At 62.6% G+C, this 24,260-nt stretch carries 25 protein-coding genes; 21 read left to right on the top strand and 4 right to left on the bottom strand.

Annotated features, from left to right (window positions below; all coding sequences use genetic code 11):
* Positions 1 to 6 precede the first annotated feature (6 nt).
* Positions 7 to 1,554 carry an MBOAT family O-acyltransferase gene (locus ASF66_RS02560; RefSeq protein WP_056842593.1) on the bottom strand — a complete coding sequence of 516 codons (1,548 nt, stop codon included), beginning with the start codon at positions 1,552 to 1,554 and terminating at the stop codon, positions 7 to 9.
* A 799-nt stretch (positions 1,555 to 2,353) separates the two neighbouring features.
* Here ASF66_RS02560 and ASF66_RS02555 point away from each other — a divergent pair.
* From ASF66_RS02555 to ASF66_RS02520, 8 genes are all read left to right on the top strand, one after another.
* Positions 2,354 to 3,436 carry a glycosyltransferase gene (locus ASF66_RS02555; RefSeq protein WP_082223583.1) on the top strand — a complete coding sequence of 361 codons (1,083 nt, stop codon included), beginning with the start codon at positions 2,354 to 2,356 and terminating at the stop codon, positions 3,434 to 3,436.
* Positions 3,437 to 3,612: 176 nt separating this feature from the next.
* Positions 3,613 to 4,806 (top strand): NAD(P)-dependent oxidoreductase, encoded by a 1,194-nt coding sequence (locus tag ASF66_RS02550; RefSeq protein WP_049859749.1) that lies wholly within the window; start codon positions 3,613 to 3,615, stop codon positions 4,804 to 4,806.
* Between the two features lie 267 nt (positions 4,807 to 5,073).
* Positions 5,074 to 6,306 (top strand): 3-methyl-2-oxobutanoate dehydrogenase (2-methylpropanoyl-transferring) subunit alpha, encoded by a 1,233-nt coding sequence (locus tag ASF66_RS02545; protein WP_056842592.1) that lies wholly within the window; start codon positions 5,074 to 5,076, stop codon positions 6,304 to 6,306.
* A gap of 10 nt (positions 6,307 to 6,316) precedes the next feature.
* Positions 6,317 to 7,366, top strand: coding sequence for an alpha-ketoacid dehydrogenase subunit beta (locus tag ASF66_RS02540; RefSeq protein ID WP_156463150.1), 1,050 nt, complete (start codon positions 6,317 to 6,319; stop codon positions 7,364 to 7,366).
* Positions 7,367 to 8,632 carry a dihydrolipoamide acetyltransferase family protein gene (locus ASF66_RS02535; RefSeq protein ID WP_056842590.1) on the top strand — a complete coding sequence of 422 codons (1,266 nt, stop codon included), beginning with the start codon at positions 7,367 to 7,369 and terminating at the stop codon, positions 8,630 to 8,632. It abuts the gene before it with no gap.
* A 73-nt stretch (positions 8,633 to 8,705) separates the two neighbouring features.
* The gene (locus ASF66_RS02530) at positions 8,706 to 9,542 is read left to right on the top strand and encodes an aldo/keto reductase (protein ID WP_056842589.1); all 837 of its coding nucleotides are present in this window, start codon (positions 8,706 to 8,708) and stop codon (positions 9,540 to 9,542) included.
* Positions 9,543 to 9,647: 105 nt separating this feature from the next.
* Positions 9,648 to 11,099 (top strand): SulP family inorganic anion transporter, encoded by a 1,452-nt coding sequence (locus tag ASF66_RS02525; RefSeq protein ID WP_056842588.1) that lies wholly within the window; start codon positions 9,648 to 9,650, stop codon positions 11,097 to 11,099.
* Positions 11,100 to 11,328: 229 nt separating this feature from the next.
* A complete protein-coding gene (locus ASF66_RS02520; RefSeq protein ID WP_156463113.1) occupies positions 11,329 to 11,679 on the top strand; it encodes a hypothetical protein in 351 nt (116 codons plus the stop codon).
* A gap of 1 nt (position 11,680) precedes the next feature.
* Here the strand turns inward: ASF66_RS02520 and ASF66_RS02515 are convergent, their stop codons facing one another.
* The gene (locus ASF66_RS02515; RefSeq protein WP_201782757.1) at positions 11,681 to 12,037 is read right to left on the bottom strand and encodes a helix-turn-helix domain-containing protein; all 357 of its coding nucleotides are present in this window, start codon (positions 12,035 to 12,037) and stop codon (positions 11,681 to 11,683) included.
* 325 nt (positions 12,038 to 12,362) lie between these two features.
* Here ASF66_RS02515 and ASF66_RS02510 point away from each other — a divergent pair, with 325 nt between their 5' ends.
* The gene (locus ASF66_RS02510) at positions 12,363 to 12,623 is read left to right on the top strand and encodes an ogr/Delta-like zinc finger family protein (RefSeq protein ID WP_049859757.1); all 261 of its coding nucleotides are present in this window, start codon (positions 12,363 to 12,365) and stop codon (positions 12,621 to 12,623) included.
* Positions 12,624 to 12,726: 103 nt separating this feature from the next.
* Here ASF66_RS02510 and ASF66_RS02505 read toward each other — a convergent pair whose 3' ends face one another.
* The gene (locus ASF66_RS02505) at positions 12,727 to 13,686 is read right to left on the bottom strand and encodes a 2-hydroxyacid dehydrogenase (RefSeq protein WP_056842585.1); all 960 of its coding nucleotides are present in this window, start codon (positions 13,684 to 13,686) and stop codon (positions 12,727 to 12,729) included.
* A 214-nt stretch (positions 13,687 to 13,900) separates the two neighbouring features.
* Between ASF66_RS02505 and ASF66_RS02500 the strand changes: the two genes are divergently transcribed.
* Positions 13,901 to 15,439: a sensor domain-containing diguanylate cyclase gene (locus tag ASF66_RS02500; protein WP_056842584.1), complete on the top strand. Its 1,539-nt coding sequence runs from the start codon at positions 13,901 to 13,903 to the stop codon at positions 15,437 to 15,439.
* 7 nt (positions 15,440 to 15,446) lie between these two features.
* Here ASF66_RS02500 and ASF66_RS02495 read toward each other — a convergent pair whose 3' ends face one another.
* On the bottom strand, positions 15,447 to 15,731 hold the full coding sequence (locus ASF66_RS02495) for a hypothetical protein (protein ID WP_049859760.1): 285 nt from the start codon (positions 15,729 to 15,731) through the stop codon (positions 15,447 to 15,449).
* A 594-nt stretch (positions 15,732 to 16,325) separates the two neighbouring features.
* Here ASF66_RS02495 and tusD point away from each other — a divergent pair.
* The 11 genes from tusD (at position 16,326) to modC (ending at position 24,093) form a co-directional block, all read left to right on the top strand.
* Positions 16,326 to 16,718 (top strand): sulfurtransferase complex subunit TusD, encoded by a 393-nt coding sequence (gene tusD / locus ASF66_RS02490; protein ID WP_056842583.1) that lies wholly within the window; start codon positions 16,326 to 16,328, stop codon positions 16,716 to 16,718.
* Position 16,719: 1 nt separating this feature from the next.
* Complete coding sequence (tusC, locus tag ASF66_RS02485) at positions 16,720 to 17,079, top strand: sulfurtransferase complex subunit TusC (RefSeq protein WP_056842582.1); 360 nt, start codon at positions 16,720 to 16,722, stop codon at positions 17,077 to 17,079.
* The gene (gene tusB, locus ASF66_RS02480) at positions 17,079 to 17,372 is read left to right on the top strand and encodes a sulfurtransferase complex subunit TusB (RefSeq protein ID WP_056842581.1); all 294 of its coding nucleotides are present in this window, start codon (positions 17,079 to 17,081) and stop codon (positions 17,370 to 17,372) included. The genes tusC and tusB overlap by 1 nt, the downstream gene beginning before the upstream one ends.
* Complete coding sequence (locus ASF66_RS02475; protein WP_056842580.1) at positions 17,369 to 17,704, top strand: TusE/DsrC/DsvC family sulfur relay protein; 336 nt, start codon at positions 17,369 to 17,371, stop codon at positions 17,702 to 17,704. The genes tusB and ASF66_RS02475 overlap by 4 nt, the downstream gene beginning before the upstream one ends.
* A complete protein-coding gene (locus tag ASF66_RS02470; protein WP_056842579.1) occupies positions 17,701 to 18,717 on the top strand; it encodes a glycosyl transferase family protein in 1,017 nt (338 codons plus the stop codon). Before ASF66_RS02475 ends, ASF66_RS02470 begins: the two co-directional genes overlap by 4 nt.
* A 179-nt stretch (positions 18,718 to 18,896) precedes the next feature.
* On the top strand, positions 18,897 to 19,904 hold the full coding sequence (locus ASF66_RS02465; RefSeq protein WP_056842578.1) for a glutathione S-transferase family protein: 1,008 nt from the start codon (positions 18,897 to 18,899) through the stop codon (positions 19,902 to 19,904).
* Between the two features lie 5 nt (positions 19,905 to 19,909).
* The gene (alkB, locus tag ASF66_RS02460) at positions 19,910 to 20,560 is read left to right on the top strand and encodes a DNA oxidative demethylase AlkB (RefSeq protein WP_056842577.1); all 651 of its coding nucleotides are present in this window, start codon (positions 19,910 to 19,912) and stop codon (positions 20,558 to 20,560) included.
* 73 nt (positions 20,561 to 20,633) lie between these two features.
* On the top strand, positions 20,634 to 21,476 hold the full coding sequence (gene ada / locus ASF66_RS02455) for a bifunctional DNA-binding transcriptional regulator/O6-methylguanine-DNA methyltransferase Ada (RefSeq protein ID WP_056842576.1): 843 nt from the start codon (positions 20,634 to 20,636) through the stop codon (positions 21,474 to 21,476).
* 103 nt (positions 21,477 to 21,579) lie between these two features.
* The gene (gene modA, locus ASF66_RS02450; protein ID WP_056842575.1) at positions 21,580 to 22,329 is read left to right on the top strand and encodes a molybdate ABC transporter substrate-binding protein; all 750 of its coding nucleotides are present in this window, start codon (positions 21,580 to 21,582) and stop codon (positions 22,327 to 22,329) included.
* Positions 22,329 to 23,012 (top strand): molybdate ABC transporter permease subunit, encoded by a 684-nt coding sequence (gene modB / locus ASF66_RS02445; protein WP_056842574.1) that lies wholly within the window; start codon positions 22,329 to 22,331, stop codon positions 23,010 to 23,012. Before modA ends, modB begins: the two co-directional genes overlap by 1 nt.
* 1 nt (position 23,013) lies before the next feature.
* Positions 23,014 to 24,093, top strand: a complete 1,080-nt coding sequence (gene modC / locus ASF66_RS02440) for a molybdenum ABC transporter ATP-binding protein (protein WP_056842573.1) — start codon at positions 23,014 to 23,016, stop codon at positions 24,091 to 24,093.
* The last annotated feature ends 167 nt before the right edge of the window (positions 24,094 to 24,260 follow it).

Genomic DNA, 24,260 nt, shown 5'->3' with positions numbered 1-24,260 from the left:
GATCTGTCAGAACTGAAAGTAGAGAAACTCGCTGGGGGCCACCGAAAACGCGGTGGCCAGCGCGAAAAAGGCCAGCACGCCGATCCCAGCACCGATCGCGGCGCTGGGCTGCCAGGCGCTGGCAGGCACTCGGCGCTGCAGCCAGTGCAGATCCGGCTTGGCATTGAGCGCCGTGCGGAAATGCCCCATCCACTGCTGGAGGTTGGGCAGCGACCAGACGAACGCCAGCAGGGCCGCGATCATGATCGAGCTGCGCAGGTGCTGGGGTGCCAACTGGGTGGGCAGTTCGCTCATACCCAGCATGCCGCCCAGCACCGCCAAAGCGCCGGTCAGGCTGGGCGCGCGGAAGAACACCATCGCCACCACCACGCAGACGAACGTCAACAGCACCGCCGGTACCCGATGGATCCAGCGATCGCTGTCCACCGCCCAGCCACGACGCGCTTTCCAGGCGCGCCAGCCATGGGCCACCACCAGGTAGAAACCGTGCACCAGGCCGAAGGCCACGAACTGCCAACCCGCGCCGTGCCACACACCGGAAATGAACATGGTCAGCACGGTCGGATAAGCCACCACCATGCAGAACGTACCCAGGCTCATCTTGCCGCGCTTGGGCATGGGCAAACCGGCGGCCATGCGCCGACGGGTGATGCGCAGCACGATCGGGTTGTAGATGTAGCTGGTGAGGAAGCGGGTCAGCGTCATGTGCCAGCGCGACCAATAGTCGATCACGTTGCGCGCCTTGAACGGGCTGTTGAAGTTGGCTGGCAGGCTGATGCCGAACAGCAGCCCCAGCCCGATGGCCATGTCGGTATAGCCGGAAAAATCGAAGTAGATCTGCAGGGTGTAGCTCAGCGCCCCGATCCAGGCATCATGCAGAGCAGGCAACGTACCGTCGGCGGCCATGGCAAATACCGGGGCAGCCTTCTCGCCCATGGGGTCGGCCATGATCACTTTCTTGAACAAGCCCATGAAGAAAACAGTTGCGCCGATGGACAGATTGACCAGTCGCGGCCGGAAGTTGTCGCCGTCGCGGAATTGCTCGAGCATTTCCCTGTGGTGGGTAATGGGCCCAGCGATGAGGTGCGGAAAAAAGGTGATGAACAGGCAGTAGTTGACGAAGTCGTGCTCGACCACCTCGCCGTCATGGGTGTCCACCAGATAGGCAATCTGCTGAAAGGTGAAGAACGAGATCGCCAGCGGCAGCGTGATGTTGTGCAATGTCCAGCCCAGGCCGAACGCTTCGTTGAGGCTGCCGAACAGAAAACCGGTGTACTTGAAGTACAGCAACAGCGACAGGTTGGCGCTTACCCCCAGGATAAGCAGTGCCTTGGAACGGGTGCGCAATAATTGCCCCGCCAGTACGTAGTTGAACACGATGCTCCCCAACAGCAGGGGGACATTGGCCGGATTCCACCAGCCGTAGAACACCAGCGAGGCGAGGGTCAGCCATACCGCCGCCAGGCGCCTGCGCCCGGTCCCGGCCAGCATCACGAACCCCAGCAGGACCACGGGTAGAAAACCGGCAATGAATACCATCGAGTTGAACAACATCGGTATGACCCCGCGGCATGGCGCGACGATTGATAAGTCTTTTGAAGTTCGGTGCTCGCTCACGGTGCACACAGCCAGGCGCCCCACGCTCTTGGGGTGCCAATGGCCACGCCAGGAAGTGGATCACGTACAAACGCAGTCATGTGCAAGGCGCGAAAAAAGTTCACTGCCTCTGACGAACGGAAATAAGCATCTCTCAAACTTTGGCGCCGTGCAAGTCCTCGTGAAAGTACCTGATTATTTACTTACAGCACCGCCGGAAAATTATTTAAATACCGCCAATTAGTTTTTTGACGCGGCCGATTTGGCGCGCGGATTATTGACAGATCGCCACGACAAAACATTGACTGCCTTATAAATCAATGACTTATGAAAATATAAGGTCAAATGTAAAATTTTTGTCAAAAATCGCGACACCGCGCATTGACTTACATGGCAACGCCACCTTAAATTCGCTTCAACGCCCGTAAAACCTCGCTCCAGAGACTTTTCGAAGGCAAGAAGAGCGTTTAGCCGTTCTGGCGAAAGCGCCGTTTAGGCACATGAATGAGTTGACCCACTGCTTAGGCATGGACCGGCGGTAGCTTTAACTTTCGATAGCGAGAAGTTAAGTCCGGTATCGCGTGGGTGCGGTGTATCGAGAACAGTGTCAGACGTGTCGTTGAGTGCAAGTACAGAACATGCAGTGTTATTGCCTCGCTTGGAATTCGTTTCAATGCGTTCCGCTGCAACACGCGGAAAACAGCGTTAACCCCTAGGCGGTGCAAACCCCCTCCTCTTTTCAAGCGAAGGCATCCACATGGTCGATACACATCAACAACACTCGACGATCCTCATCGATGGCTACTCTTACCTCGAAGTGTTTTCTGGAGAGCAGCCCTGCCCAAGAGAGGGTACGACCATTGTCACGGTGACCTATGGCGATCGCCTGGGTTACCTCGAACAATTGGTTGCCGACGCCTTGAGCTTCGCTCAAATCGACGAAGTGCTGATCGTCAGCAATGCCGCGACCGCCCCCGTGGACGAGCTGGCCGAACGCTGGCCCGGCCGGGTACGGGTGATCCAGCTGGCGGAAAACAGCGGCTCGGCCAATGGCTACGCGGTGGGTATAGAAGCTGCACTGGCCAATGGCGCCGAATACATCTGGATGATGGACGACGACAATACCCCGACACCGGCCGCCGTCGAGTTGCTGCACGCCGAGCTCAAGCGCCTGGAAGGCGTACACGGCAGCGCCCAGGTCGCGGTGCTGGGCTTTCGCCCCGGCCAGCAGGAAGACATCGCCCAAGGCGTGCCACTGCGTTTCGCCACCCAGCGGCCGTCGAGCTACTTCGGTTTCCACGTCGCGCAGATTCCCTACAAGCTGTGGCGTCGTCGCCCCTGGGGCAAGCGCGGCAGCAAACCGGCGGCCATGCTCAGCCTGCCTTTCGCACCCTACGGCGGCATGCTCGGCCACCGCAGCCTGTACGAAAGCATCGGCGTGCCGCGCCGCGAGCTGGTCCTGTATGTCGACGACACCGAGTACACCCGGCGCATCACTGCCAACGGCGGACACCTGTACCTGCTTACCGATGCGGTCATCGACGAGTTGGAGGACTCCTGGAACAACAAGGCCAACACTCGCAACATCTATGAGTCGTTCCTGCTAGGAAACTCGGATTTCCGCGCCTACTACTCGGCGCGCAACCAGGCCTGGTTCGATAAACACGTGTGGCTGGCATCGCCTTGGATGTACCGCCTGAACCGCAAGATCTTCAATTCGCTACTGACTTATTTCGCCCGTCGTCGCAATGCTCAGGATCGCCTGGCACTGCTGCAGCGGGCCATTCATGACGGCGAGAACTCGAAGCTGGGCATGAGTTCGACGTTCCCGCTGCGCTGATGCTGCCTGTACCTGATTTTGCTGTGCCCTGATGGACCTGCACACCCCAGGCGCCGTCCCCGACCAGGGATCGCGGACGGCCTGTTGTGCCTAGCCGTTTCCTGCTGTTCAACTATTCGAGAGTACGCCCCATGGACAAAACGACTGTTACCAGAATTGGTGTGAGCGGAACCGGCATGATTGCACGCGCCCTGGTCCTGCTTCTGGCCAAGCATTACAAGGACGTACAGGTGACGCGGGTCCTGACCCGTCGCCCGGTACGGGAGTTGGCGAATTTTCCGTTGGACGGCGTCCTCACCAATTCGCTCGACGATTTGATCGACCACAGCGACCTGGTGATCGAGTGCAGCGGCGATGTGTGCCACGGGACGGTGGTGATCGAGCGTGCGTTCAGTGCCGGTCTGCGGGTCATCACGGTGAACGCCGAACTGCAGGTAACGACGGGTTCCTACCTGGCTGGCCAGGGTTTCATCACCGAAGCCGAAGGCGATCAGCCCGGCTCTTTGGCTGCGCTGCGTGAAGAGGCCATCATGATGGGCTTCGAACCGCTGGTGTACGGCAACATGAAGGGTTATCTGAACCACAATCCGACCCACGCGGACATGGCCTACTGGTCTTCGCGCCAGGGCATCAGCATCGAGCAGACCACCTCCTTCACCGACGGCACCAAAGTACAGATCGAACAGGCGCTGGTCGCCAACGGTTTCGGCGCCACCATCACCCGCCAGGGCATGGAAGGTCTGCCATCGACCAACCTCGATGAAAGCGCCGCCGTGCTCGGCGCCTTGGCCGACGGCCTGGGTCAATCGATCGTCGACTACGTCATCCCCAGCGGCTACGCCGCCGGCGGTGTGTTCCTGGTCGGTCGCCACGACCGCATCCAGAGCCAGGCCCTGCAGTACCTGAAACTGGGCGCCGGTCCCTACTACGCACTGCTGCGCCCGTTCCACCTGTGCTCGCTGGAAGTGGGCAAGACCCTGCGTCGGGTACTCAACGGTGGCGGCATCCTGCTGAACAACTCGACCAACCCCACCGTGGGCGTCGCGGCCATCGCCAAGCATGCCATGCCGGCGGGCGAGCTGATCAGCCGTGGCATCGGCGGTTTCCAGCTGCGCGGCGAGAGCGTGATCATCGACCGTCACGAAGATCATGTTCCGATCGGCCTCATGAGCCATGCCATCATGAAGCGCGCCGTGGAGCCAGGTCAGATGATCACCTTCGACGACGTCGAGCTGCAGCCTAGCCGTGCGCTGGACATCGTTATGCAGCAGCGCAAGGGGCCGCGCATTCTGGTCGACGACCTGTCCCTGGTGACCGGTCGTTCCGCCGCGCAGCCGCTGTTCGCTGGCGCGGAAGCCGTTCTGGGCTGACGCCCTGCCCGCTTCATCACAAAAACCCGCTTCGGCGGGTTTTTGCGTTTCCGGGCTGCGCAACGCACTTGCAGGGATTGCGCATGAACTCTCTTGAATGTCTGACCGCGACGCATGATTCATGCAAGACGTGCGCTGCCAAGCCGCGTTTTGGACATGATTTCGCCATCGCCGCGCCGTAGCATAAGTTCCGAGCGGCCTTCCAAGGCCGACTAGACTCAACCCTAGCGCTGCACCCACAACAACAAGATCAAGGGTAGTGACGACGTGAACGACTATCTTCCCCTCAGGCTGCATGTGCCTGAACCCAGCGGCCGCCCCGGCTGCAAGACCGATTTCTCCTACCTGCAACTCAGCGCTGCGGGCGCCGTGCGCAAACCTTCTGTCGACATAGAGCCGCAGGCCACGGCCGACCTGGCCGCGAGCCTGGTGCGGGTCCTCGACGAACACGGCCAGGCCCAGGGTCCGTGGTCCGAGGACATCCCCGAGCAGGTGCTGCACGACGGCTTGCGGGCGATGCTGACCACCCGTATCTACGACACGCGGATGGTCACCGCCCAGCGCCAGAAGAAAATGTCCTTCTATATACAGAGCCTAGGCGAGGAAGCCATCGGCAGCGCCCATGCGCTGGCGCTGCGTAACGACGACATGTGTTTTCCCACCTACCGCCAGCAGAGCATCCTGATGGCGCGCAAGCTGCCGCTGGTCGACATGATCTGTCAGCTGTTCTCCAATGAGAAAGACCCGCTCAAGGGCCGCCAACTGCCGGTCATGTATTCCTACAAGGACGAAGGTTTCTTCAGCATCTCCGGCAACCTGGCGACCCAGTTCGTGCAGGCCGTAGGCTGGGCCATGGCCTCGGCCATCCAGGGCGACACGCGCATCGCCTCGGCGTGGATCGGGGACGGCTCCACCGCCGAGGCCGACTTCCATACCGCCTTGACCTTCGCCCACGTGTACCGCGCGCCGGTGATTCTCAACGTGGTCAACAATCAGTGGGCGATCTCCTCGTTCCAGGGCATCGCCGGCGGTGAAGCGACCACCTTCGCCGGCCGCGGCGTGGGCTGCGGGATTGCCTCGCTGCGGGTGGACGGCAACGATTTCCTCGCCGTGTTCGCCGCCTCGCGCTGGGCCGCCGAACGCGCCCGACGCAATCATGGCCCGACCCTGATCGAATGGGTCACCTACCGTGCTGGCCCGCACTCGACCTCCGACGATCCTTCCAAGTACCGCCCTGCCGACGATGGCCAGCACTTTCCGCTGGGCGATCCGATCGCACGGCTCAAGCAGCACCTGATCGTCAGAGGTGTGTGGAGCGAGGATCAGCACACCGCGCTGCATGGGGAGATAGAAGCCCAGGTGAGCGCCGCGCTGAAAGCGGCCGAGCAGTTCGGCACTCTGGTCAGCGGTCGGGTGGCCAGCGCCGCGACGATTTTCGAAGACGTCTACAAGGACATGCCCGAGCACCTGCGTCGGCAACGTCAGCAGATGGGAGTCTGACACCATGAACATGCCTACAGAAACACGCATCGAGCAGCACAACAGTACGGCCATCATGAGCATGGTGCAGGCTATCCGATCGGCCATGGACGTCATGCTCGAACGAGACCCCAAGGTAGTCGCCTTCGGTCAGGACATCGGCTACTTCGGTGGGGTCTTCCGCTGCACCGAAGGGCTGCAGGCCAAATACGGACGCTCCCGGGTGTTCGACACGCCGATTTCGGAAAGCGGCATCGTCGGCATCGCCGTGGGCATGGGCGCCTATGGCTTGCGCCCGGTGGCGGAGATCCAGTTCGCCGACTACGTCTACCCGGCCTACGACCAACTGGCGTCGGAAGCCGCACGCTTGCGCTTTCGTTCGGCCGGGCAGTTCACCGCGCCAATGACCGTGCGCATGCCCTGCGGCGGCGGTATCTATGGCGGACAGACCCACAGCCAGAGTCCGGAGGCGATCTTCACTCAGGTGTGCGGCCTGCGCACCGTGATGCCGTCCAACCCCTACGACGCCAAGGGCCTGTTGATCGCGGCCATCGAGAACGACGACCCGGTGATTTTCCTGGAGCCCAAGCGCCTGTACAACGGCCCCTTCGACGGTCATCACGACCGGCCGGTCACGCCGTGGTCCAAGCACGCCGCCAGCGCCGTGCCCGAGGGCTACTACACCGTGCCACTGGACAGCGCCGCCATCGTCCGGCCGGGCAGCGATGTCACGGTGCTGACCTACGGCACCACCGTCTACGTGGCGGTTACCGCCGCCGAGGAAACCGGCATCGACGCCGAGGTGATAGACCTGCGCAGCCTGTGGCCGCTGGACCTGGACACCATCGTCGCCTCGGTGAAGAAAACCGGGCGCTGCGTGGTGGTCCACGAAGCGACCCGCACCTGCGGCTTCGGCGCCGAACTGGTGGCCCTTGTGCAGGAGCACTGTTTCCACCACCTGGAGGCGCCCATCGAGCGCGTCACCGGCTGGGATACACCCTATCCGCATGCCCAGGAATGGGCCTATTTCCCTGGCCCGACGCGTGTCGGCGCTGCCTTGCAACGTGTGATGGAGGTCTGAATGGGCACGCATGTGATTCGTATGCCGGACATCGGCGAAGGCATCGCGCAGGTCGAGCTGGTGGAGTGGTTCGTCAAGGTCGGCGATGCCGTCAGTGAAGACCAGGTCTTGGCCGACGTCATGACCGACAAGGCGACGGTAGAGATTCCCAGCTCGGTAGCGGGCACCGTGGTCGCTCTGGGTGGCGTGCCGGGCGAGGTGATGGCAGTCGGGGCGGAGCTGATCCGCATCGAGGTGCACGGCAGCGGCAATCATCACCAGGCCGATACGCCCGTGGTCGCGGCCGAACCCGACATTTCCGTCGAGTTCGCAGCCGCGCCTGCGGCGCCGCCAAGCGCAACGCCGGCCAAAGCCGAAGTACAGGCCACCGCCGCCTCAGGCAAACCCACCTTCGAGGCCAGCGCCCGTCCGCTCGCCTCGCCCGCCGTGCGTCAGCGGGCACGTGACGAAGGCATCGACCTTGCCCTGCTGCGCGGCACCGGTCCGGCCGGGCGCATTCGTCACGCCGACCTGGACGCCTTCCTCAGCGGCAGCCGCACGGCACAGGCCGCGACGACCGGCGCACCTCGCACCGACGAAGAGCGCATCGCCGTCATCGGCCTGCGCCGCAAGATCGCCCAGCGCATGCAGGAAGCCACCCGGCAGGTGGCACACTTCAGTTATGTCGAAGAAATCGACGTCACCGCCCTGCTGTCTTTGCGCGCCGACCTCAATGCCCAGTTCGGCGACACCCGCGGCAAGCTGACGCTGCTGCCCCTGTTGATTCGTGCCCTGGTAGTGGCGTTGCGTGATTTTCCTCAGATCAACGCGCACTACGACGATCAGCAGCAGGTCATCACGCGCTACGGTGCGGTGCACATGGGCATCGCTACCCAGAGCGACAATGGCTTGATGGTGCCGGTGTTGCGGCACGCCGAGGCTGCCGACCTGTGGTTCACCGCAGGCGAGATCAACCGTTTGGCGCACGCCGCGCGCAGCGGCAAGGCGGCGCGCAACGAGCTGTCCGGCTCGACCATCACCCTGACCAGCCTGGGCGCACTGGGCGGCATCGCCTCGACACCGGTGATCAACCGCCCCGAGGTGGCCATCGTCGGGGTCAACCGAGTGGTCGAGCGGCCCATGGTGGTCAATGGGCAGATCGCGATCCGGCAGATGATGAACCTCTCCAGCTCCTTCGACCACCGCGTGGTCGATGGTATGGATGCGGCGCGCTTCATCCAGGCAGTGAGGCGTTTGCTGGAGCAACCGGCGATGCTCTTCGTCTGATCCGTTGACATGAACTATGCCCGGTAGCGGCGGGTCGACATCCCATCGACTCACCGCTACCAGGAGCTACCTCATGCCACATGCGCCATTGATCACCCTCAACGACGGTATCCAGATCCCACAACTGGGTCTGGGCGTCTGGCAGCTCGACGACGACCAGGCCTATGACTCCAGTGTCGCCGCCCTGAAAGCGGGCTACCGCCACATCGACACCGCCATGATCTACGGCAACGAAGCCGGCGTGGGCCGCGCCGTGGCCGAAAGCGAACTGGATCGCGACGAGATCTTCATCACCACCAAGCTGTGGAACACCGATCAGGGCTACGACAGTACCCTGCGCGCCTTCGATGCGAGCATGGCCAAACTCGGCCTGGAGCAGCTCGACCTCTACCTGATCCACTGGGCACTGCCCAAGAAGAATGCCTATCGCGACACCTGGAAGGCCTTCGTGCGTCTGCAGGAAGAAGGCCGGGTGCGCTCCATCGGCGTGTCCAACTTCCATCCCGACCACCTGCAGCACATCATCGACGACACCGGCGTCACACCGTCGGTGAATCAGATCGAGCTGCATCCGGATTTCTCTCAGGTCGAGCTGGTCAAGTTCTGCAAAGGCCTGAACATCGTCACCGAATCGTGGAGCCCTTTGGGCCAGGGCGGTGCCCTGCTCTCGCAGCCGGTGCTGTCGCAGATCGCCGAGAAGCACGGCAAGACACCGGCTCAGGTGATCCTGCGCTGGCATACGCAGAATCAACACATCGTGATTCCACGCTCGAGCAACCCGGAGCGCATCGCGCAGAACCTGGATGTGTTCGATTTCACTTTGGACGATCAGGACCTGCAAGCCATTGCCCATATCCCGCAAACCGGTCGTCTGGGCCCCAACCCAGACACCTTCGACATGGGCGCATGACAGACACACTCCGCAACAGCTGTTAAACTGATCGCCTTCCAAAAAATCGATAGACACACCCCATGGCTTCCTGCCTTGGGGTGTTTTTGTGCTGAAAGGTATTGCATGTCCTTAACCGATATACGTCGCAACGTTCTTGCAGGTCTCACCTCCTCTTTCGCGCTGGTGCCCGAATGTATCGCCTTTGCACTGGTGGCCCAGGTCAATCCGTTGATGGGCCTTTATGGCGCATTCATCATCTGTACCCTCACCGCCTTGCTCGGCGGGCGACCCGCGATGATTTCCGGTGCTGCCGGGTCGATGGCCGTGGTCATCGTCGCGCTGGTGGTGCAGCACGGCGTGCAATACCTGTTGGCCACGGTAGTGCTCAGCGGTTTGATCATGGCGCTCTTCGGCTTGCTGCGGCTCGGTAAGCTGGTGCGCATGGTGCCGCACCCGGTCATGCTGGGGTTCGTAAACGGGCTGGCGATCGTCATCGCCCTGTCGCAGCTCGAACACTTCAAGACCCACGACGGTCAATGGCTGCCGATGAATGAATTGGGCGTGATGGCCGGCCTGGTGCTGCTGACCATGGCCGTGGTGTACCTGCTGCCGCGCCTGACCAAAGCGGTGCCTGGCGCCCTGGTGGCGATCATCGGCGTGAGCCTGCTGGTGCAGTGGCTGCACCTGCCTACGCGAACCCTGGCCGACATGGCGACCATCGCCGGCGGCCTGCCCAGCTTCACGTGGCCCAGCGTGCCGCTGGACCTGGCGACGCTGAAGATCATCGCACCCTATGCCGCCCTGATGGCCATGGTTGGACTGCTGGAAACACTGCTGACTTTCAACCTCGCCGACGAGATCACCGAGACCCGCGGTCAGCCCAATCGGGAGTGCGTGGCCTTGGGCGTGGCCAACATCACCTCCGGCCTGTTCGGCGGCATGGGCGGTTGCGCGATGATCGGGCAAACCGTGATCAACCTCAGCTCCGGCGGGCGCGGGCGCCTGTCCGGGGTGGTCAGTGGCGTGATGATTCTGCTGTTCATCCTGTTCCTGTCGCCGCTGATCGAGCGCATTCCGCTGGCCGCGCTGGCCGGGGTGATGTTCGTGGTTGCCCAGCAGACGTTCGCCTGGGGTTCGGTGAGAGTGCTGGGCAAAGTGCCCGCCAACGATGCCGTGGTCATCGTGGCGGTGACCATCATCACCGTCTTCACTGACCTGGCAACCGCCGTGCTGTGCGGCATCCTCATCGCCGCGCTGGCCTTTGCCTGGCAGCATTCGCGCGACATGCGCAGCGATGTCCATGACAGCGACGACGCCCGCGTCTACACGCCCCATGGCACCCTGTTCTTCGCCTCGACCACGCATTTCCAGGCGCTGTTCGATCCGCAGAACGACCCGGACCAGGTCTATATCGACTGTCGTCACCTGCACATGGTCGACCATTCGGCCATCGCCGCCATGGAAAACCTGGCAGCGCGCTACGGCAAGTTCGGCAAGCAGCTGCAACTTCGTCAGCTGTCTGCGCGTAACCAGCGCCTGCTGGAACGGGCTCACGCGGCCGTCACTATCGCCTGAGCCCGCTGCACCTGCGTCAGACACAACACTGCTGTCCAGCACCGCACCTCTGCGCGGCTTTCCTACAAGGCCGCGTTCTTGAGCCTTGAGAGGCATCGAGTGAGGATGGTTTCAACGCCGCCGGTCGCGGCTCGAGACCTGAGGAGCAGTGCCATGTGCTTGAAGAATAAGGAGCGTTCCATTGCCATGGGTCATCGGCCCAGGGAATCGACGCGCGTACGGCCGGATCATGAATCTTGAAACGCTGGCCGCTGATGCTGCGGCATTATCGGAGCTTGCTCTGGGCGTATCCGCTTTGTGGATGTCCTTGGATCACGTGGTAGGCGCGGTACTCGGCGCCTGCCTGGTGGTCAGCCAGCAGCGAGCCAGGAGCGCTGAGCGAAGGCTGTGCGATCTGTTGATGGCGATCGGTGTCGGCCTGCTTTTTGCGCCAATGGCAGAGGCCCACATCCCCCAGCTCACCTGCGGCATTGCCGCTTTCGGCTGCGCGTTGCTGGTGATTCCCCTGAGCCTGAAGTTGAGAAGCTGGGTTCGGCGACTCGACATCGAACAGATCTTGCGTCGTTTGAAAGGTCCGTGAGTCAGCTGTGATTACGCAGCCTGGCAACTTCGCGTTGAAGTTGGCGAAGCAACTTCCGATCCAGTGCAACCTTGTGAACGTGCTGTTGGTCCTGGGCGTCGAGTCCCTGCAATGTGGTCAGAATCGCAATCAGCGCATCGTCTTCCACCACGGTTTGCGGTTCGCAGAGCATGGCGCCACGGCCCAATAACAGCCAGTCCAGAGAGATGCCATCGGCGCGTGCCAGATCCATGCACACAGCATAGGGAATGCTGGCGCGTGCGCGCCAACTCCCCAGCGTTTGCGGGCTGATACCCAATGCCTTTGCCAGTGCTGCATCGTTGGGGGCTGCCATTAAGTGCTTGAGCCGGTCCAGCACTTGGGTTGCTTCAGAGGTACACACGTTGATAAGTTCCGCTTGACCCACTCAATTTGAGTATATTAATTTATTCGAATTGAATATAAATATTAACCCTAGTTCTCAAATCAAGGATATTCAAGATGCAGTCCTACAGCTTACATCCATCATAACGAAATTTCCTACATGACGCGGTGACTTGGACTCAAAGCCTTTTATCCGCTCATTGTGCAATGGCAAGACGCAGGCAGCATCAGCAATTCATTCAGGGAAGACTTACTTAAATTTTGTAGTTGACTCGCACGTCTCGGTTTCAAGAGCACGCGCGGATCATAAGGTTTGAAAAATGAGCACTTACAAGATGGTATGCCCCCACTGCAAGAACAGAATGCGCATCCGCACCAGCGAAGGTACGCATGTGTTCCTGCGCGTGGCTTACCTGCAATGCACGAACGAAATCTGTGGTTGGTCAGTGCGGGCCGAGTTCGAGATGACCCATGAACTGTCGCCCAGTGGCGTGGCGAATCCGGACATCCACCTGCCCAGTGCGCCCATCGCCTTGCGCCGTGCGGCGAGCAAGCCCAGTGAAACGGCGGGCGCTGCCTGACCTGCGACCCGGCTCGCGTCGAGCAGCGCGATCAGGCGCTCGACGCATGCAGGAGAGAATCGCGGCAGGTCACATTGCATGCCTGCCGCAGGGTTCGCCGAGGTCAACCCACCGGGGTCAGTACCTTGCGCTCGTCGTGGAAATAACCCTGGATGTTGCCCCACACCAGATCACCCATGGCCTGGCGCGTCTCGTGGGTACCGCTGGCCAGGTGTGGCAGCAGTACGACGTTGGGCAGGTCGATCAGCGCCTGCGGCACGTTGGGCTCGTCCTCGTAGACATCCAGACCCGCACCGGCGATACGTTTCTCCTGCAACGCCTGGATCAAGGCCGGCTGATCGACAACGCTGCCTCGGGCGATATTGACCAGGAACCCCTTGCTGCCCAACAAGCCGATACGTTTGGCATCGATCAGCCCCTCCGTCGACTTGCCCCCTGGTACCGCCAGAACCAACACGTCGCAATCGCTGATCATCGCGTCCAGATCGGCGTAGTAGTGGTAACTGACGCCGGCTTTGGGCTTGCGGTTGTGGTAAAGCACTTCCATGTCGAAGGCGGCTGCGCGTTTGGCGATGGACTCGCCGATGTTGCCCAGGCCGACGATGCCGATCTTCTTGCCGCCGATCTTGCTGGCCAGCGGAAACTTGCCTTGGGTCCATTTGCCTGCCCGCACGAAACGATCGGCTTCGCTATAACGACGCATGACGTCCAGGGTCAATGCCATGGCAGTATCGGCCACGCAGTCATCCAGCACGGCCGGCGTGTTGGTCACCACGATGCCGCGGTCGCGGGCGGCATCCACGGCGATCGAATCGTAGCCGACACCGAAGCTGAAAATGGCTTCGAGATTGGGCAGCTTGCCGATCACTTCGCTGCTGGCGCCCAAGGCACCCGAAGTGACGATGGCCCTGATTCGGCTGCCGTGCTGGGCAAGCCAGACGTTCTGATCCGGCAACTCCCAGAAACGGGTCGCATCGAAGTGGGTTTCCACCGCCTCCTGCAGGCTGGGCAGCAGTGCCCCGATGATCAAGACGGGAACGTCGCGGGTCGATGGCTGTGTCATGAAACCTCCTGTTTGCATCGTTGGTATTGTTATCGTACCGCCACGCGGCGCAACGACGCCACGCAGTCAGCAACAATGATGACCGAAGTCATCGTACAACTTGCCCTGATGTAATGACAACCGCAGGTACCGGCCAGGCGTGCAGCGCAGCCAATGGTTGTGTGCCGAGCGTAACCCACTAGACTGCAGGTACACGCCCAGAAAGAAGCCGCTGATGGCAGATGAAGCGCAGTATCGAATCGCCTTGAAGTCCAACAGTTCGGCGCAGCGCATGGCGATCCTGTTCGTGGGGCTGGTGGTGGTCTCGCTCATCGTCCTGGACGTCTGGCAGACCCTGACTGCGCGAGCACAGGCCTTGCGGGTCAGCGAGATCACCACCTCGAACCTGGCTCGCTCCCTGGCGCAGCATGCCGAAGACACCATCAAGCAATCGGACACCGTGCTGCTGGGGTTGATCGAGCGGATTCAAGTGGACGGCACCGCCCCCCTTCAAGTGCAGCGTCTGCGCAACCTGATGCAGGGGTGGACACGCTCGCTGGCGCAGTTGCAGGGGCTGTTCATTTATGACAGCGAGGGACGATGGATCGCCAGTTCCAACGCCGTCGATCCGCCGGGGCTGAACAATGCCGATCGCGACTACTTCCGCTACCACCGGGCCAGTCCCGACCCCGGCGTGCATGTGGGCCCGGTGATTCGCAGCCGTTCCACCAACGCCCTGGTGATTCCCGTGTCGCGGCGCTTGACCGGCGCCGACGGCAGGTTCGCCGGTGTCGTGCTGGCGACCATGAAAGTGGACTATTTCAATCAATTCTATGCAGGTTTCGATCTGGACGAGCACGGCGTCATCGCCCTGCTGCTCAGGGATGGCACCCTGCTGCTGCGCCGACCGTTCGACGAGAACGTCATCGGCAGCAGCGTGGCCAAGGGCAGGATCTTCAGCGAGATGTTGCCTCAGGCCGATCACGGCACATTGCTGCAGCGCTCGCTGGTGGACGATGTGGAGCGCATGTACAGCTACCATGCCTTGCGCACCTACCCGCTGGTACTGGAGACCGCTGAATCCAAGGCCGCAGTGTTGGCCAGCTGGTACGAGAACCTGCTGCGTTCGGCCGCGTTCGTGCTGGTGGTTGGCATAGCCCTGGCGCTCTGCGCGATGACCTTGATCCGGCAGATCCGCCATGGTCTGCGTACCGAGGCAGAATTGCGCAATGCCCACGCCGCGTTGCAGAAGCTGGCGATGCAGGACGGCTTGACCGGCCTGGCGAACCGCCGGCAACTGGATGCGGCGCTGCCTGACGAGATTGGCCGGGCTCGACGCAACGCTCGCCCGCTCGGGGTCATCATGCTCGACATCGACCACTTCAAACGTTTCAACGACCTGTATGGCCATCCCGCCGGTGACGAATGCATCAAGGCAGTGGGTCAGGCAGTGCTGAGCTGTGTGGGGCGGTCAGGCGACCTGGTGGTGCGCTACGGCGGTGAGGAGATTCTGGTACTGCTGCCCGAGAGCGATGAAACCGGGGCCTGGCAGGTCGCTGAAAAAGTGCTGTTGGCCGTGCGCGCACTGGCCATTGCCCATGCTGGAAGCGATCTGGGCATCGTGACCATCAGTGCAGGCGTGCACGTGTGGCGCAACAATGACCCGGACGCGGGCGCCCAGAATCTGGTCGAAGCCGCGGACCAGGCGCTGTACCGGGCCAAGACCTCGGGCCGCAATCGTGTCTATCCGCTGCAGCCGTTGGTGCAGCGCTGATCGCAACTCAGAGCATCTGCTGATTGGCGGCCATCGACTCGATGACCATGCTCTTTTGATCTTCGGACAGCGCGTCCCAGATGTGCACCTTGGCGTAGAAGCCGAGGCTGCCAAGGATATAGAAGCTCAAAACGGCAATGGTCAGCAACGTCAGCCAGGACCAGCGTCCGCTCTCTTCGACTTCTTCGAACGTGGAGTAGCCGTTGTCGATGCGTTGATCACGCATGGACGCAAGGCTGGTGGTGACGCGTTTGTAGCAATAGGACAGCAACAGCAGCAACAGGCGGAGCATGGAAAAAAGGCCTCGGTGGGTGGCGGATGGCGATGAGTGCGCATCAGAAACGCAAAAAGCCCGTCTTTGACGGGCTTTTTTTATAGGTAGCGTGCTGTGAACCGAACACATCCCAACACTTTGGATGAATTTTAGGCAGCTTGGCGGGCGCTGTAAACCGTGCCGACATGAAGAGGTATGACGACTTCGACAGCAAACGCCCGCCATCCTGCGGGCCAGAGCGCTGCGCGACGACACTGCGGCACGCTGTCACACCGCCGACGCGGCTTGCGACGCTGCTACAGCGACCGCGTACCTCTGTTCCGGCCTCACCGCGTTCATCTAGACACACCGCATACGCCGCCGACGCGGCTTGCGCCGCTGCTACTACGACCGCGTACCTCTGTTCCGGCCTCACCGCGTTCATCCAGACACACCGCATACGCCGCCGACGCGGCTTGCGCCGCTGCTACAGCGACCGCGTACCCCTGTAGCAGCGGCGCGAGCCGCGTCCGGGGGCTGCGTGTACTTGCAGATTCTCCGCGCAGCGCTTCTCGCTAGGCTTTTTGCAAAGGCAGCCTTTATCATGGCCACAGTTCCACATCAGAGCCGCCCATGAAGTTTGCCATCGCTGTCTATTCGCCCGCTCATTCGCCGGCCTCGCGGCGGGCATTACTGTTCGCCCAGGCGGTCTTGGCCCAGGGCCATCAACTGCTGCGGGTGTTTTTCTATCAGGACGGCGTACATACGGCGTCCAGCAATGTCGTCACCGCGCAAGACGAATCGGACACGGCCGCGCAATGGCGCGCCTTCATCATCGAGCACCAGGTCGATGCGGTGGTCTGCATCGCCGCCGCCTTGCGCCGCGGCGTCCTGAATGAAGAAGAAGCACGCCGCTATCAACGTCCGGCCGCCAACCTGACCGAACCTTGGCAGCTGTCCGGGCTGGGACAGTTGCACGAAGCCGCCCAGCAAGCAGATCGGCTCGTCAGCTTCGGAGGCCATTGAAATGGCCAAATCCATGTTGATCATCAGCCGTCAGGCGCCATGGGCCGGCCCTGCCGCTCGCGAGGCCCTGGACATCGCCCTGGCCGGCGGCGCCTATGACCTGCCGGTTTCGATGCTGTTTCTCGACGACGGGGTCTACCAACTGGCGGACGCCCAGGCACCCGACGCTGTGCAGCAGAAGAACCTCGCCGCCAACCTGCAGGCGCTGCCGTTGTTCGGTGTCGATGAGCTGTTCGTCTGCGCCGCCAGCCTGGCCCGTCGCGGCCTGTCACATGCAGCGCTGGCCTTAGCCGCGCAGACGCAAACGGATGAGCAACTGCGCGAGCTGCTGCCGCGCTTCGACCTGGTGGTGACCTTGTAATGAGTACCCTTCATGTACTGTCGCATTCGCCGTTCAGCGACCAACGCCTGTCCAGCTGCCTGCGTTTGATGGGCCACGACGACGCCATCCTGCTCAGTGGCGATGCGGTCTACGCCCTCGCACCAGGCAGCGAGCCCTGGGTGTCGCTATCCAGCGCCGGGGTCGCGGTGTTCGCCCTGGCTGAAGACGCACGAGCACGAGCGCTGCCAGGCAACCCCGCCGTGGAACTGCTCGACTACCCCGGGTTCGTCGAATTGACCCTGGCCTATGACAAGGTCAACAGCTGGCTATGAATACGCTTACCGTCGCCAATCGGAACATTGCGCTGGATCAGGACGGCTACCTGGAGTCGCTCGACGACTGGAACCCGGAGGTTGCGTCCGCCCTCGCCAGTGCCGAAGGCCTCGAGCTGACCCCCGAGCACTGGCAGATCATCGAGCTGTTGCGTAGCTTCTATGCGCAGTACCAGCTTTCGCCCGCTACCCGACCGCTGATCAAGTACGTCGCGCAGCAACTGGGCGCTGAAAAAGGTAACAGCCTGCACCTCAATCGCCTGTTCAACGGCACTCCTGCCAAACTCGCTGCGAAACTGGCGGGCCTGCCCAAACCGACCAATTGCATATGACCGACTACCCTGCACTGACCCTGGAAACCCCCGAAGAGCATCCGTTCGCCCAGTTCGTGCGGGCGCTGGGTAAAGGCAAGCGCGGCGCGCGCAATCTCACTGGCGAAGAATCCCGCGAAGCCATGGGCATGCTGCTCGACGGCCGGGTGGAGGACGCGCAACTGGGCGCCTTCCTGATGCTGCTGCGGCACAAGGAAGAGAGCGCCGAGGAGCTGGCCGGGTTCACCCTTGCCCTGCGCGAGCGCTTGCAGGCGCCTGCGCTGGCCGTCGATCTGGACTGGCCGACCTACGCCGGCAAGAAGCGCCATCTGCCTTGGTACCTGCTCGCCGCCAAGTGCCTGGGCGGCAGCGGGCGGCGCATCTTCATGCACGGCGGCGGGGCCCATACGGCCGGGCGGCTGTACAGCGAGCAGTTGCTCGGCACCTTGAACATTCCCTTGTGTCGGGGCTGGGACGCGGTGGGCCAGGCGCTGGACCAGCAGGGTCTGGCGTTCGCGCCACTGGTGGACTGGGCCGCGCCCCTGCAGCGCATGATCGACCTGCGCAACAGCCTGGGCCTGCGTTCGCCCATTCATTCGCTGGCGCGGATTCTCAATCCGTTGAGTGCACGGTGTGGCCTGCAGAGCATCTTCCACCCTGGCTACCAGGCGGTGCACCGCGACGCCAGCGGTTTGCTTGGTGACACCGCGATTGTGGTCAAGGGCGACGGCGGCGAGATCGAGATCAACCCGGACAGCGCCAGCCACCTCTATGGCACCCGCGACCATCTACCCTGGGATGAGGAATGGCCCGCGCTCGCCGCCCAGCGCCACGTCAAGCCGCCCAGCCTGGAAAGCCATCACCTGGTCGAATTCTGGCAGGGCGAGCGTCAGGACAGTTACGGCGAGCTGGCATTGATCTCGACCATGGCCCTGGCCCTGCGCGGATTGGGCAGTTCCCGCGAAGAGGCGTTCGAAGAAGCCCGCGCCCTGTGGGCGGCGCGGGATCTGGAAGCATGTGCAAAATCGTCGTAGCCAATCGGCGTGATGCCAGATCGACCGCGTGTGCCGCCGACGCGGCTCGCGCCGCTGCTACAGGGGTTGCTAAGCCGTGGCTGCGTAGATCGATCCCGTAGCAGCAGTACTCACCGTGCGCCTGAATGGACACGTTGGCACCGTGATACAGTTCATCGACACGCATTGGGGAGACGAACATGGGGTTGCTGATCGAAGGGCGCTGGCATGACCAGTGGTACGAAAGCAGCAAGGACGGCGCCTTCGAGCGTGAAACCTCGCAGCGCCGTCATTGGATCACGGCCGACGGCGCCCCGGGGCCTGATGGTGAAGGCGGCTTCAAGGCCGAAGCGGGCCGCTACCACCTGTACGTCTCGCTGGCGTGCCCGTGGGCCCATCGAACCTTGATCGTGCGCAAGCTCAAGGCCTTGGAGACGCTGATCGACGTATCGATAGTGAGCTGGCACATGGGCGAGCATGGCTGGACCTTCGACAGCGATACCGGTTCGAGCGGTGATCACCTGGGGCCGCTGCAGTATCTGCATGAACGCTACACCCGCGACGATCCGCAGTACACCGGCCGAGTGACGGTGCCGGTACTGTGGGACAAGCACCAGAATCGCATTGTCAGCAACGAGTCGGCCGAGATCATTCGCATGTTCAACAGTGCGTTCGATGCCATCACCGGCAACCGCCTGGACCTGTATCCAGCGCCCCTGCGATCGGCCATCGACCGCATCAACGAAGCGGTGTACCCCAACGTCAACAATGGGGTCTACCGTGCAGGCTTTGCCACCTCGCAGCAGGCCTATGCCAGCGCCTTCGATGACGTGTTCGCCGAGCTCGACCGCCTCGAAACGACCCTCGACACCCAACGCTACCTGACCGGCGAGTACCTGACCGAGGCCGATTGGCGGCTGTTCACCAGCCTGATCCGCTTCGACGCGGTGTACCACGGGCATTTCAAGTGCAACCTGGGGCGCATTATGGACTACCCGAACCTGTCCAACTGGTTGCGCGAGCTGTACCAATGGCCCGGCATTGCCCAGACGGTCGACTTCGAACACATCAAGGGCCATTACTACACCAGCCATCCGACCATCAATCCGACGGGCATCGTGCCCAAGGGACCGCTGCAGGAGTTCACTGCGGCCCATGATCGCGAGCGCCTGCAAGGCCAGGGCATCTGGCAGCGCGGCGAAGGCTGAGCGCAATGCAGCCTTCATTGTTCGATGATCCACGACAACCCAGTCGCCGCGAGGCCTTGGGCGAGCAGACCTTCGTCCTGCGCGGCTTTGCTCTGCCCTGGCTTGACGAGATCCTGCCGGCGTTGCGTGAGGTACTCAAGGCAGCCCCCTTCCGGCGCATGGAAACACCCGGCGGGCACACCATGTCGGTAGCCCTGAGCAATTGCGGTCAGTTCGGCTGGAGCACGGATGCAAGAGGCTATCGCTATGTCAGCGACGATCCCCTTACCGGCCGACCATGGCCAGCGCTGCCCGACGTGTTGCACACGCTGGCGCGGGAAGCGGCGGCAGCGGCCGGTTTCGATGATTTCAGCCCGGATGCCTGCCTGCTCAACCGCTACGTGCCAGGCGCCAAGATGTCCCTGCATCAGGACCGCGACGAGCGCGACTATGGCGCCCCTATCGTTTCGGTTTCCCTGGGTCTTGCGGCGATGTTCCAGCTCGGTGGCCTGCAGCGCGGCGATCGTCCGCTGCGTGTGCCCTTGCTGCACGGCGACGTAATGGTCTGGGGCGGGGTCGATCGCCTGCGCTTCCATGGCGTGTTGCCGCTCAAGGAGGGCGTGCATCCGGTGATGGGGCCGCAGCGCATCAATTTCACCCTGCGCAAGGCCGGCTGAGCGCAAGCAACGGAGTGTCAGCCCCGGTACCAGGCGCTACCATGCCTGCCTCGACGATCGATGGAATCGCGCCATGCCCAGCCCTTCTGCCCCTCACAACCAATTGATCGCCGCCGCCTGCCGCCAGATCGAGGCCAGCGACGGCGTGCCCGAACTGGGCGAGCTTGCGTCGCAGGCGGGCTTGAGTCCATGGCACTTTCACCGGGTGTTCAAGGCCGCGACCGGCCTCACGCCGCGCAGCTATGCCAACGCCCGGCGAGCAGAGAAAGTCCGCGAACAGCTCCTTCAAGGCAAATCCGTCACCGAAACCCTGTACGCCAGCGGCTTCAATTCATCCGGGCGTTTCTACGAGGCGGCCAATGGCATGCTCGGCATGAGCCCCACGGCCTTTCGCGCGGGTGGCAGCAATGCTTCGATCCACTTCGCGCTTGCCCAATGCAGCCTCGGCGCGGTGCTGGTGGCCTGCAGCGAGCGCGGCGTGTGCGCGATCCTGCTGGGAGACGAGCCGCAAGCCTTGCTCGACGATCTGCAGCGACGCTTCCCCAAAGCCACATTGGTCGGAGGCGACGCGGACTTCGAAGCGATCGTGGCCAAAGTGCTGGGCTTCATCGAGGCGCCAAGGGCAGGCCTGGACTTGCCCCTGGACATCCGCGGCACCGCGTTCCAGCAACGGGTATGGCAGGCGCTGGCCAGGATCGAACCTGGGACCACGGCCAGTTACGCCGAAGTCGCGGCAAGCATCGGCGCGCCGAACGCGGTGCGCGCCGTGGCCGGGGCCTGTGCAGCGAACGCCCTGGCCGTAGCGGTGCCTTGCCATCGCGTGGTACGCACCGATGGCGGACTTTCGGGTTACCGTTGGGGGGTCGAGCGCAAGCGCGAACTGCTCGCCCGCGAGCGTCATCCGGACAACGTCTGAGGGTGGCAGTGTCTGCGCACTGCCTGAGGCACCACGCATCACGCTGGCATTACGCTATATATTTTGCTATACGACGGTCTTCCTTCCCGCAGAGTCTGCCTACATGAAGTTCACCACCACGCTGCTCGCCATCGGTACCGCGTTGGCATTCAATGCCGCCCACGCCGACGAAGTTCAAGTGGCCGTCGCCGCCAACTTCACTGCGCCGATCCAGGCCATCGCCAAGGCTTTCGAAACCGACACCGGGCACAAGCTGGTGGCGGCCTATGGGTCGACCGGTCAGTTCTATACGCAGATCAAGAATGGCGCGCCGTTCGAAGTGTTCCTCGCCGCCGACGACACCACGCCAACGAAGCTGGAAAGCGAGCATGAGACCGTTCCCGGTTCGCGTTTCACCTACGCCACCGGCACCCTGGCGCTGTGGTCGGCCAAGCCCGGCTACGTCGACGCCAACGGCGCGGTGCTCAAGAAAAACGAGTACCAACATCTGTCGATCGCCAATCCCAAGGCGGCACCCTATGGCCTGGCGGCAACCCAGGTGCTGGACAAGTTGGGCCTGACCCAAGCCACTCAGGCCAAGCTGGTCGAAGGGCAGAACATCACCCAGGCGTTCCAGTTCGTGTCCACCGGCAATGCCGAACTGGGTTTCGTGGCACTGTCGCAGATCTACAAGGATGGCAAGGTGTCCAGTGGGTCGGCCTGGATCGTACCGGCGCAGTTGCATGATCCCATCAAGCAGGACGCGGTGATCCTCAACAAAGGCCGCGACAGTGAAGCCGCCGAGGCGCTGATGCAGTACCTCAAAGGCCCGGCTGCCGCCGCGATCATCAAATCGTACGGCTACCAGATCTGATGCCGCTGGATGCCAGCGACCTGGGCGCTATCTGGCTGACGATCAAGCTGGCGGCCTTGACCACCGTGATCCTCCTGTTGGTCGGCACGCCGATCGCCTGGTGGCTGGCCCGCACGTCTTCGCGCTGGCGCGGTCCGGTCGGCGCGGTGGTCGCCCTGCCCCTGGTATTGCCGCCGACGGTCATCGGCTTCTATCTGCTGTTGGCGCTCGGCCCCCATGGCTTCATTGGTCAGGCCACGCAGGCGCTCGGTCTGGGCACGGTGGTGTTCAGCTTCACCGGGCTGGTGATCGGTTCGGTGATCTACTCCATGCCGTTCGTGGTTCAGCCATTGCAGAACGCATTCAGCGCTATCGGCGAGCGGCCGCTGGAGGTCGCGGCGACGCTGCGCGCCAGTCCCTGGGACTGTTTTTTCAGCGTCGTGCTGCCGCAGGCCAAACCTGGCTTCATTACCGCCAGCATCCTGGGTTTCGCCCACACGGTGGGTGAATTCGGCGTGGTGCTGATGATCGGCGGCAATATACCGGACAAGACCCGGGTGGTCTCGGTGCAGATCTTCGACCATGTCGAAGCCATGGAATATGCCCAGGCCCATTGGCTGGCCGGGGCCATGCTGGTGTTTTCCTTCGTGGTGCTGCTGCTGTTGCACCGCAGTCGCCAGCCGCACTCGGCCTGGAGTCGATGAAATGATCCATGCCCGTATCGACATGACCTATGGCGCGTTCTCGCTGAACGTCGACCTGCAACTGCCGGGGCGCGGGGTCAGTGCGCTGTTCGGTGATTCAGGCTCAGGCAAGACCACCTGCCTGCGCTGCCTGGCCGGCTTGTCGCAGGCTGCGAACGCTTACATAGAGGTCAACGGCGAGGTCTGGCAGGACAGCGCCCGGGGCATTTTCGTGGCGCCGCACAAGCGGGCGCTGGGCTATGTCTTTCAGGAGGCCAGCTTGTTCGAGCATCTCTCGGTGCGCGGCAATCTGGAATACGGTTGGCGCCGAATCCAGCCTGAGCAGCGCAAGGTCGCGCTCGATCAGGCGTGCAGTCTGCTGGGCATCGAACACCTGCTGGAACGTCAGCCGGCGCATCTGTCCGGTGGCGAGCGGCAACGTGTGGGGATCGCTCGGGCGCTGTTGACCAGCCCCAGGTTGTTGCTGATGGACGAACCCTTGGCCGCGCTGGACAGCCGACGCAAGGGTGAAATCCTGCCCTACCTGGAACGGCTGCACGACGAGCTGGAGATTCCGGTGGTGTACGTCAGCCACGCGCAGGACGAAGTCGCGCGTCTGGCCGACCACCTGGTGGTGCTGGAACAGGGCCGGGTGCTGGCCAGCGGGCCACTGGGCCCGACCCTGGCGCGCCTCGACCTGCCCATGGCGCAGGAAGCCGATGCCGGGGTGGTGGTCCAGGCCAGGGTGCAGGGCTACGATCCCACTTACCAACTGCTCTCACTGCAATTGCCCGGCGCTGTCGAACCCCTGCGTGTCGCTCACGAACTCAGGACCGATGGCGAGACTGTGCGGATCAAGATCCAGGCCCGGGACGTCAGCCTCAGCCTGAGCCAGGACGACGCCAGCAGCATTCTCAATCGCTTTGCCGTTACCGTCGAGCAGGTGTCGGCGGCACATAATCCAGCGCACGTACAGCTCAGCCTGCGCGCGGGTGAGACCTTGATATTGGCTCGGATCACCCGCTTTTCGGCGGACCAGTTGGGCGTCGTGGCAGGTTTGCAGGCCTGGGCCCAGATCAAGGCCGTTGCCGTGTTGGCCTGAAGATCGCACCAAACCGCGTGATTGCCGCACACGGCGGATCTGACACTCCGCAGCACCGCTGCTACAGAGACCGCGATCCCCTGTAGCAGCGGCGCAAGCCGCGTCGGCGGTGGATGCGGTACGCCTGAAAGAACGCCACTAACCCGGACGCGACTCGCGCCGCTGCT

The organism is Pseudomonas sp. Leaf129, from assembly GCF_001423465.1.
Taxonomy (GTDB): domain Bacteria; phylum Pseudomonadota; class Gammaproteobacteria; order Pseudomonadales; family Pseudomonadaceae; genus Aquipseudomonas; species Aquipseudomonas coleopterorum.
This window is presented reverse-complemented; position numbering and strand designations above follow the sequence as displayed.

Excerpts from the sequence above, each read along its gene's own strand:
- ASF66_RS02475 (WP_056842580.1), top strand. The coding sequence starts at position 17,369 with ATGAATACGCTTACCGTCGCCAATCGGAACATTGCGCTGGATCAGGAC.
- ASF66_RS02505 (WP_056842585.1), bottom strand. The coding sequence starts at position 13,686 with ATGACACAGCCATCGACCCGCGACGTTCCCGTCTTGATCATCGGGGCA.
- ASF66_RS02500 (WP_056842584.1), top strand. The coding sequence starts at position 13,901 with ATGGCAGATGAAGCGCAGTATCGAATCGCCTTGAAGTCCAACAGTTCG.
- alkB (WP_056842577.1), top strand. The coding sequence starts at position 19,910 with ATGCAGCCTTCATTGTTCGATGATCCACGACAACCCAGTCGCCGCGAG.
- modA (WP_056842575.1), top strand. The coding sequence starts at position 21,580 with ATGAAGTTCACCACCACGCTGCTCGCCATCGGTACCGCGTTGGCATTC.
- ASF66_RS02535 (WP_056842590.1), top strand. The coding sequence starts at position 7,367 with ATGGGCACGCATGTGATTCGTATGCCGGACATCGGCGAAGGCATCGCG.
- ASF66_RS02520 (WP_156463113.1), top strand. The coding sequence starts at position 11,329 with ATGAATCTTGAAACGCTGGCCGCTGATGCTGCGGCATTATCGGAGCTT.
- tusB (WP_056842581.1), top strand. The coding sequence starts at position 17,079 with ATGAGTACCCTTCATGTACTGTCGCATTCGCCGTTCAGCGACCAACGC.
- modC (WP_056842573.1), top strand. The coding sequence starts at position 23,014 with ATGATCCATGCCCGTATCGACATGACCTATGGCGCGTTCTCGCTGAAC.
- ASF66_RS02560 (WP_056842593.1), bottom strand. The coding sequence starts at position 1,554 with ATGTTGTTCAACTCGATGGTATTCATTGCCGGTTTTCTACCCGTGGTC.
- ASF66_RS02465 (WP_056842578.1), top strand. The coding sequence starts at position 18,897 with ATGGGGTTGCTGATCGAAGGGCGCTGGCATGACCAGTGGTACGAAAGC.
- ASF66_RS02530 (WP_056842589.1), top strand. The coding sequence starts at position 8,706 with ATGCCACATGCGCCATTGATCACCCTCAACGACGGTATCCAGATCCCA.
- modB (WP_056842574.1), top strand. The coding sequence starts at position 22,329 with ATGCCGCTGGATGCCAGCGACCTGGGCGCTATCTGGCTGACGATCAAG.
- ASF66_RS02510 (WP_049859757.1), top strand. The coding sequence starts at position 12,363 with ATGAGCACTTACAAGATGGTATGCCCCCACTGCAAGAACAGAATGCGC.
- ASF66_RS02495 (WP_049859760.1), bottom strand. The coding sequence starts at position 15,731 with ATGCTCCGCCTGTTGCTGCTGTTGCTGTCCTATTGCTACAAACGCGTC.
- ASF66_RS02525 (WP_056842588.1), top strand. The coding sequence starts at position 9,648 with ATGTCCTTAACCGATATACGTCGCAACGTTCTTGCAGGTCTCACCTCC.
- tusD (WP_056842583.1), top strand. The coding sequence starts at position 16,326 with ATGAAGTTTGCCATCGCTGTCTATTCGCCCGCTCATTCGCCGGCCTCG.
- ada (WP_056842576.1), top strand. The coding sequence starts at position 20,634 with ATGCCCAGCCCTTCTGCCCCTCACAACCAATTGATCGCCGCCGCCTGC.
- tusC (WP_056842582.1), top strand. The coding sequence starts at position 16,720 with ATGGCCAAATCCATGTTGATCATCAGCCGTCAGGCGCCATGGGCCGGC.
- ASF66_RS02470 (WP_056842579.1), top strand. The coding sequence starts at position 17,701 with ATGACCGACTACCCTGCACTGACCCTGGAAACCCCCGAAGAGCATCCG.
- ASF66_RS02540 (WP_156463150.1), top strand. The coding sequence starts at position 6,317 with ATGCCTACAGAAACACGCATCGAGCAGCACAACAGTACGGCCATCATG.
- ASF66_RS02555 (WP_082223583.1), top strand. The coding sequence starts at position 2,354 with ATGGTCGATACACATCAACAACACTCGACGATCCTCATCGATGGCTAC.
- ASF66_RS02550 (WP_049859749.1), top strand. The coding sequence starts at position 3,613 with ATGATTGCACGCGCCCTGGTCCTGCTTCTGGCCAAGCATTACAAGGAC.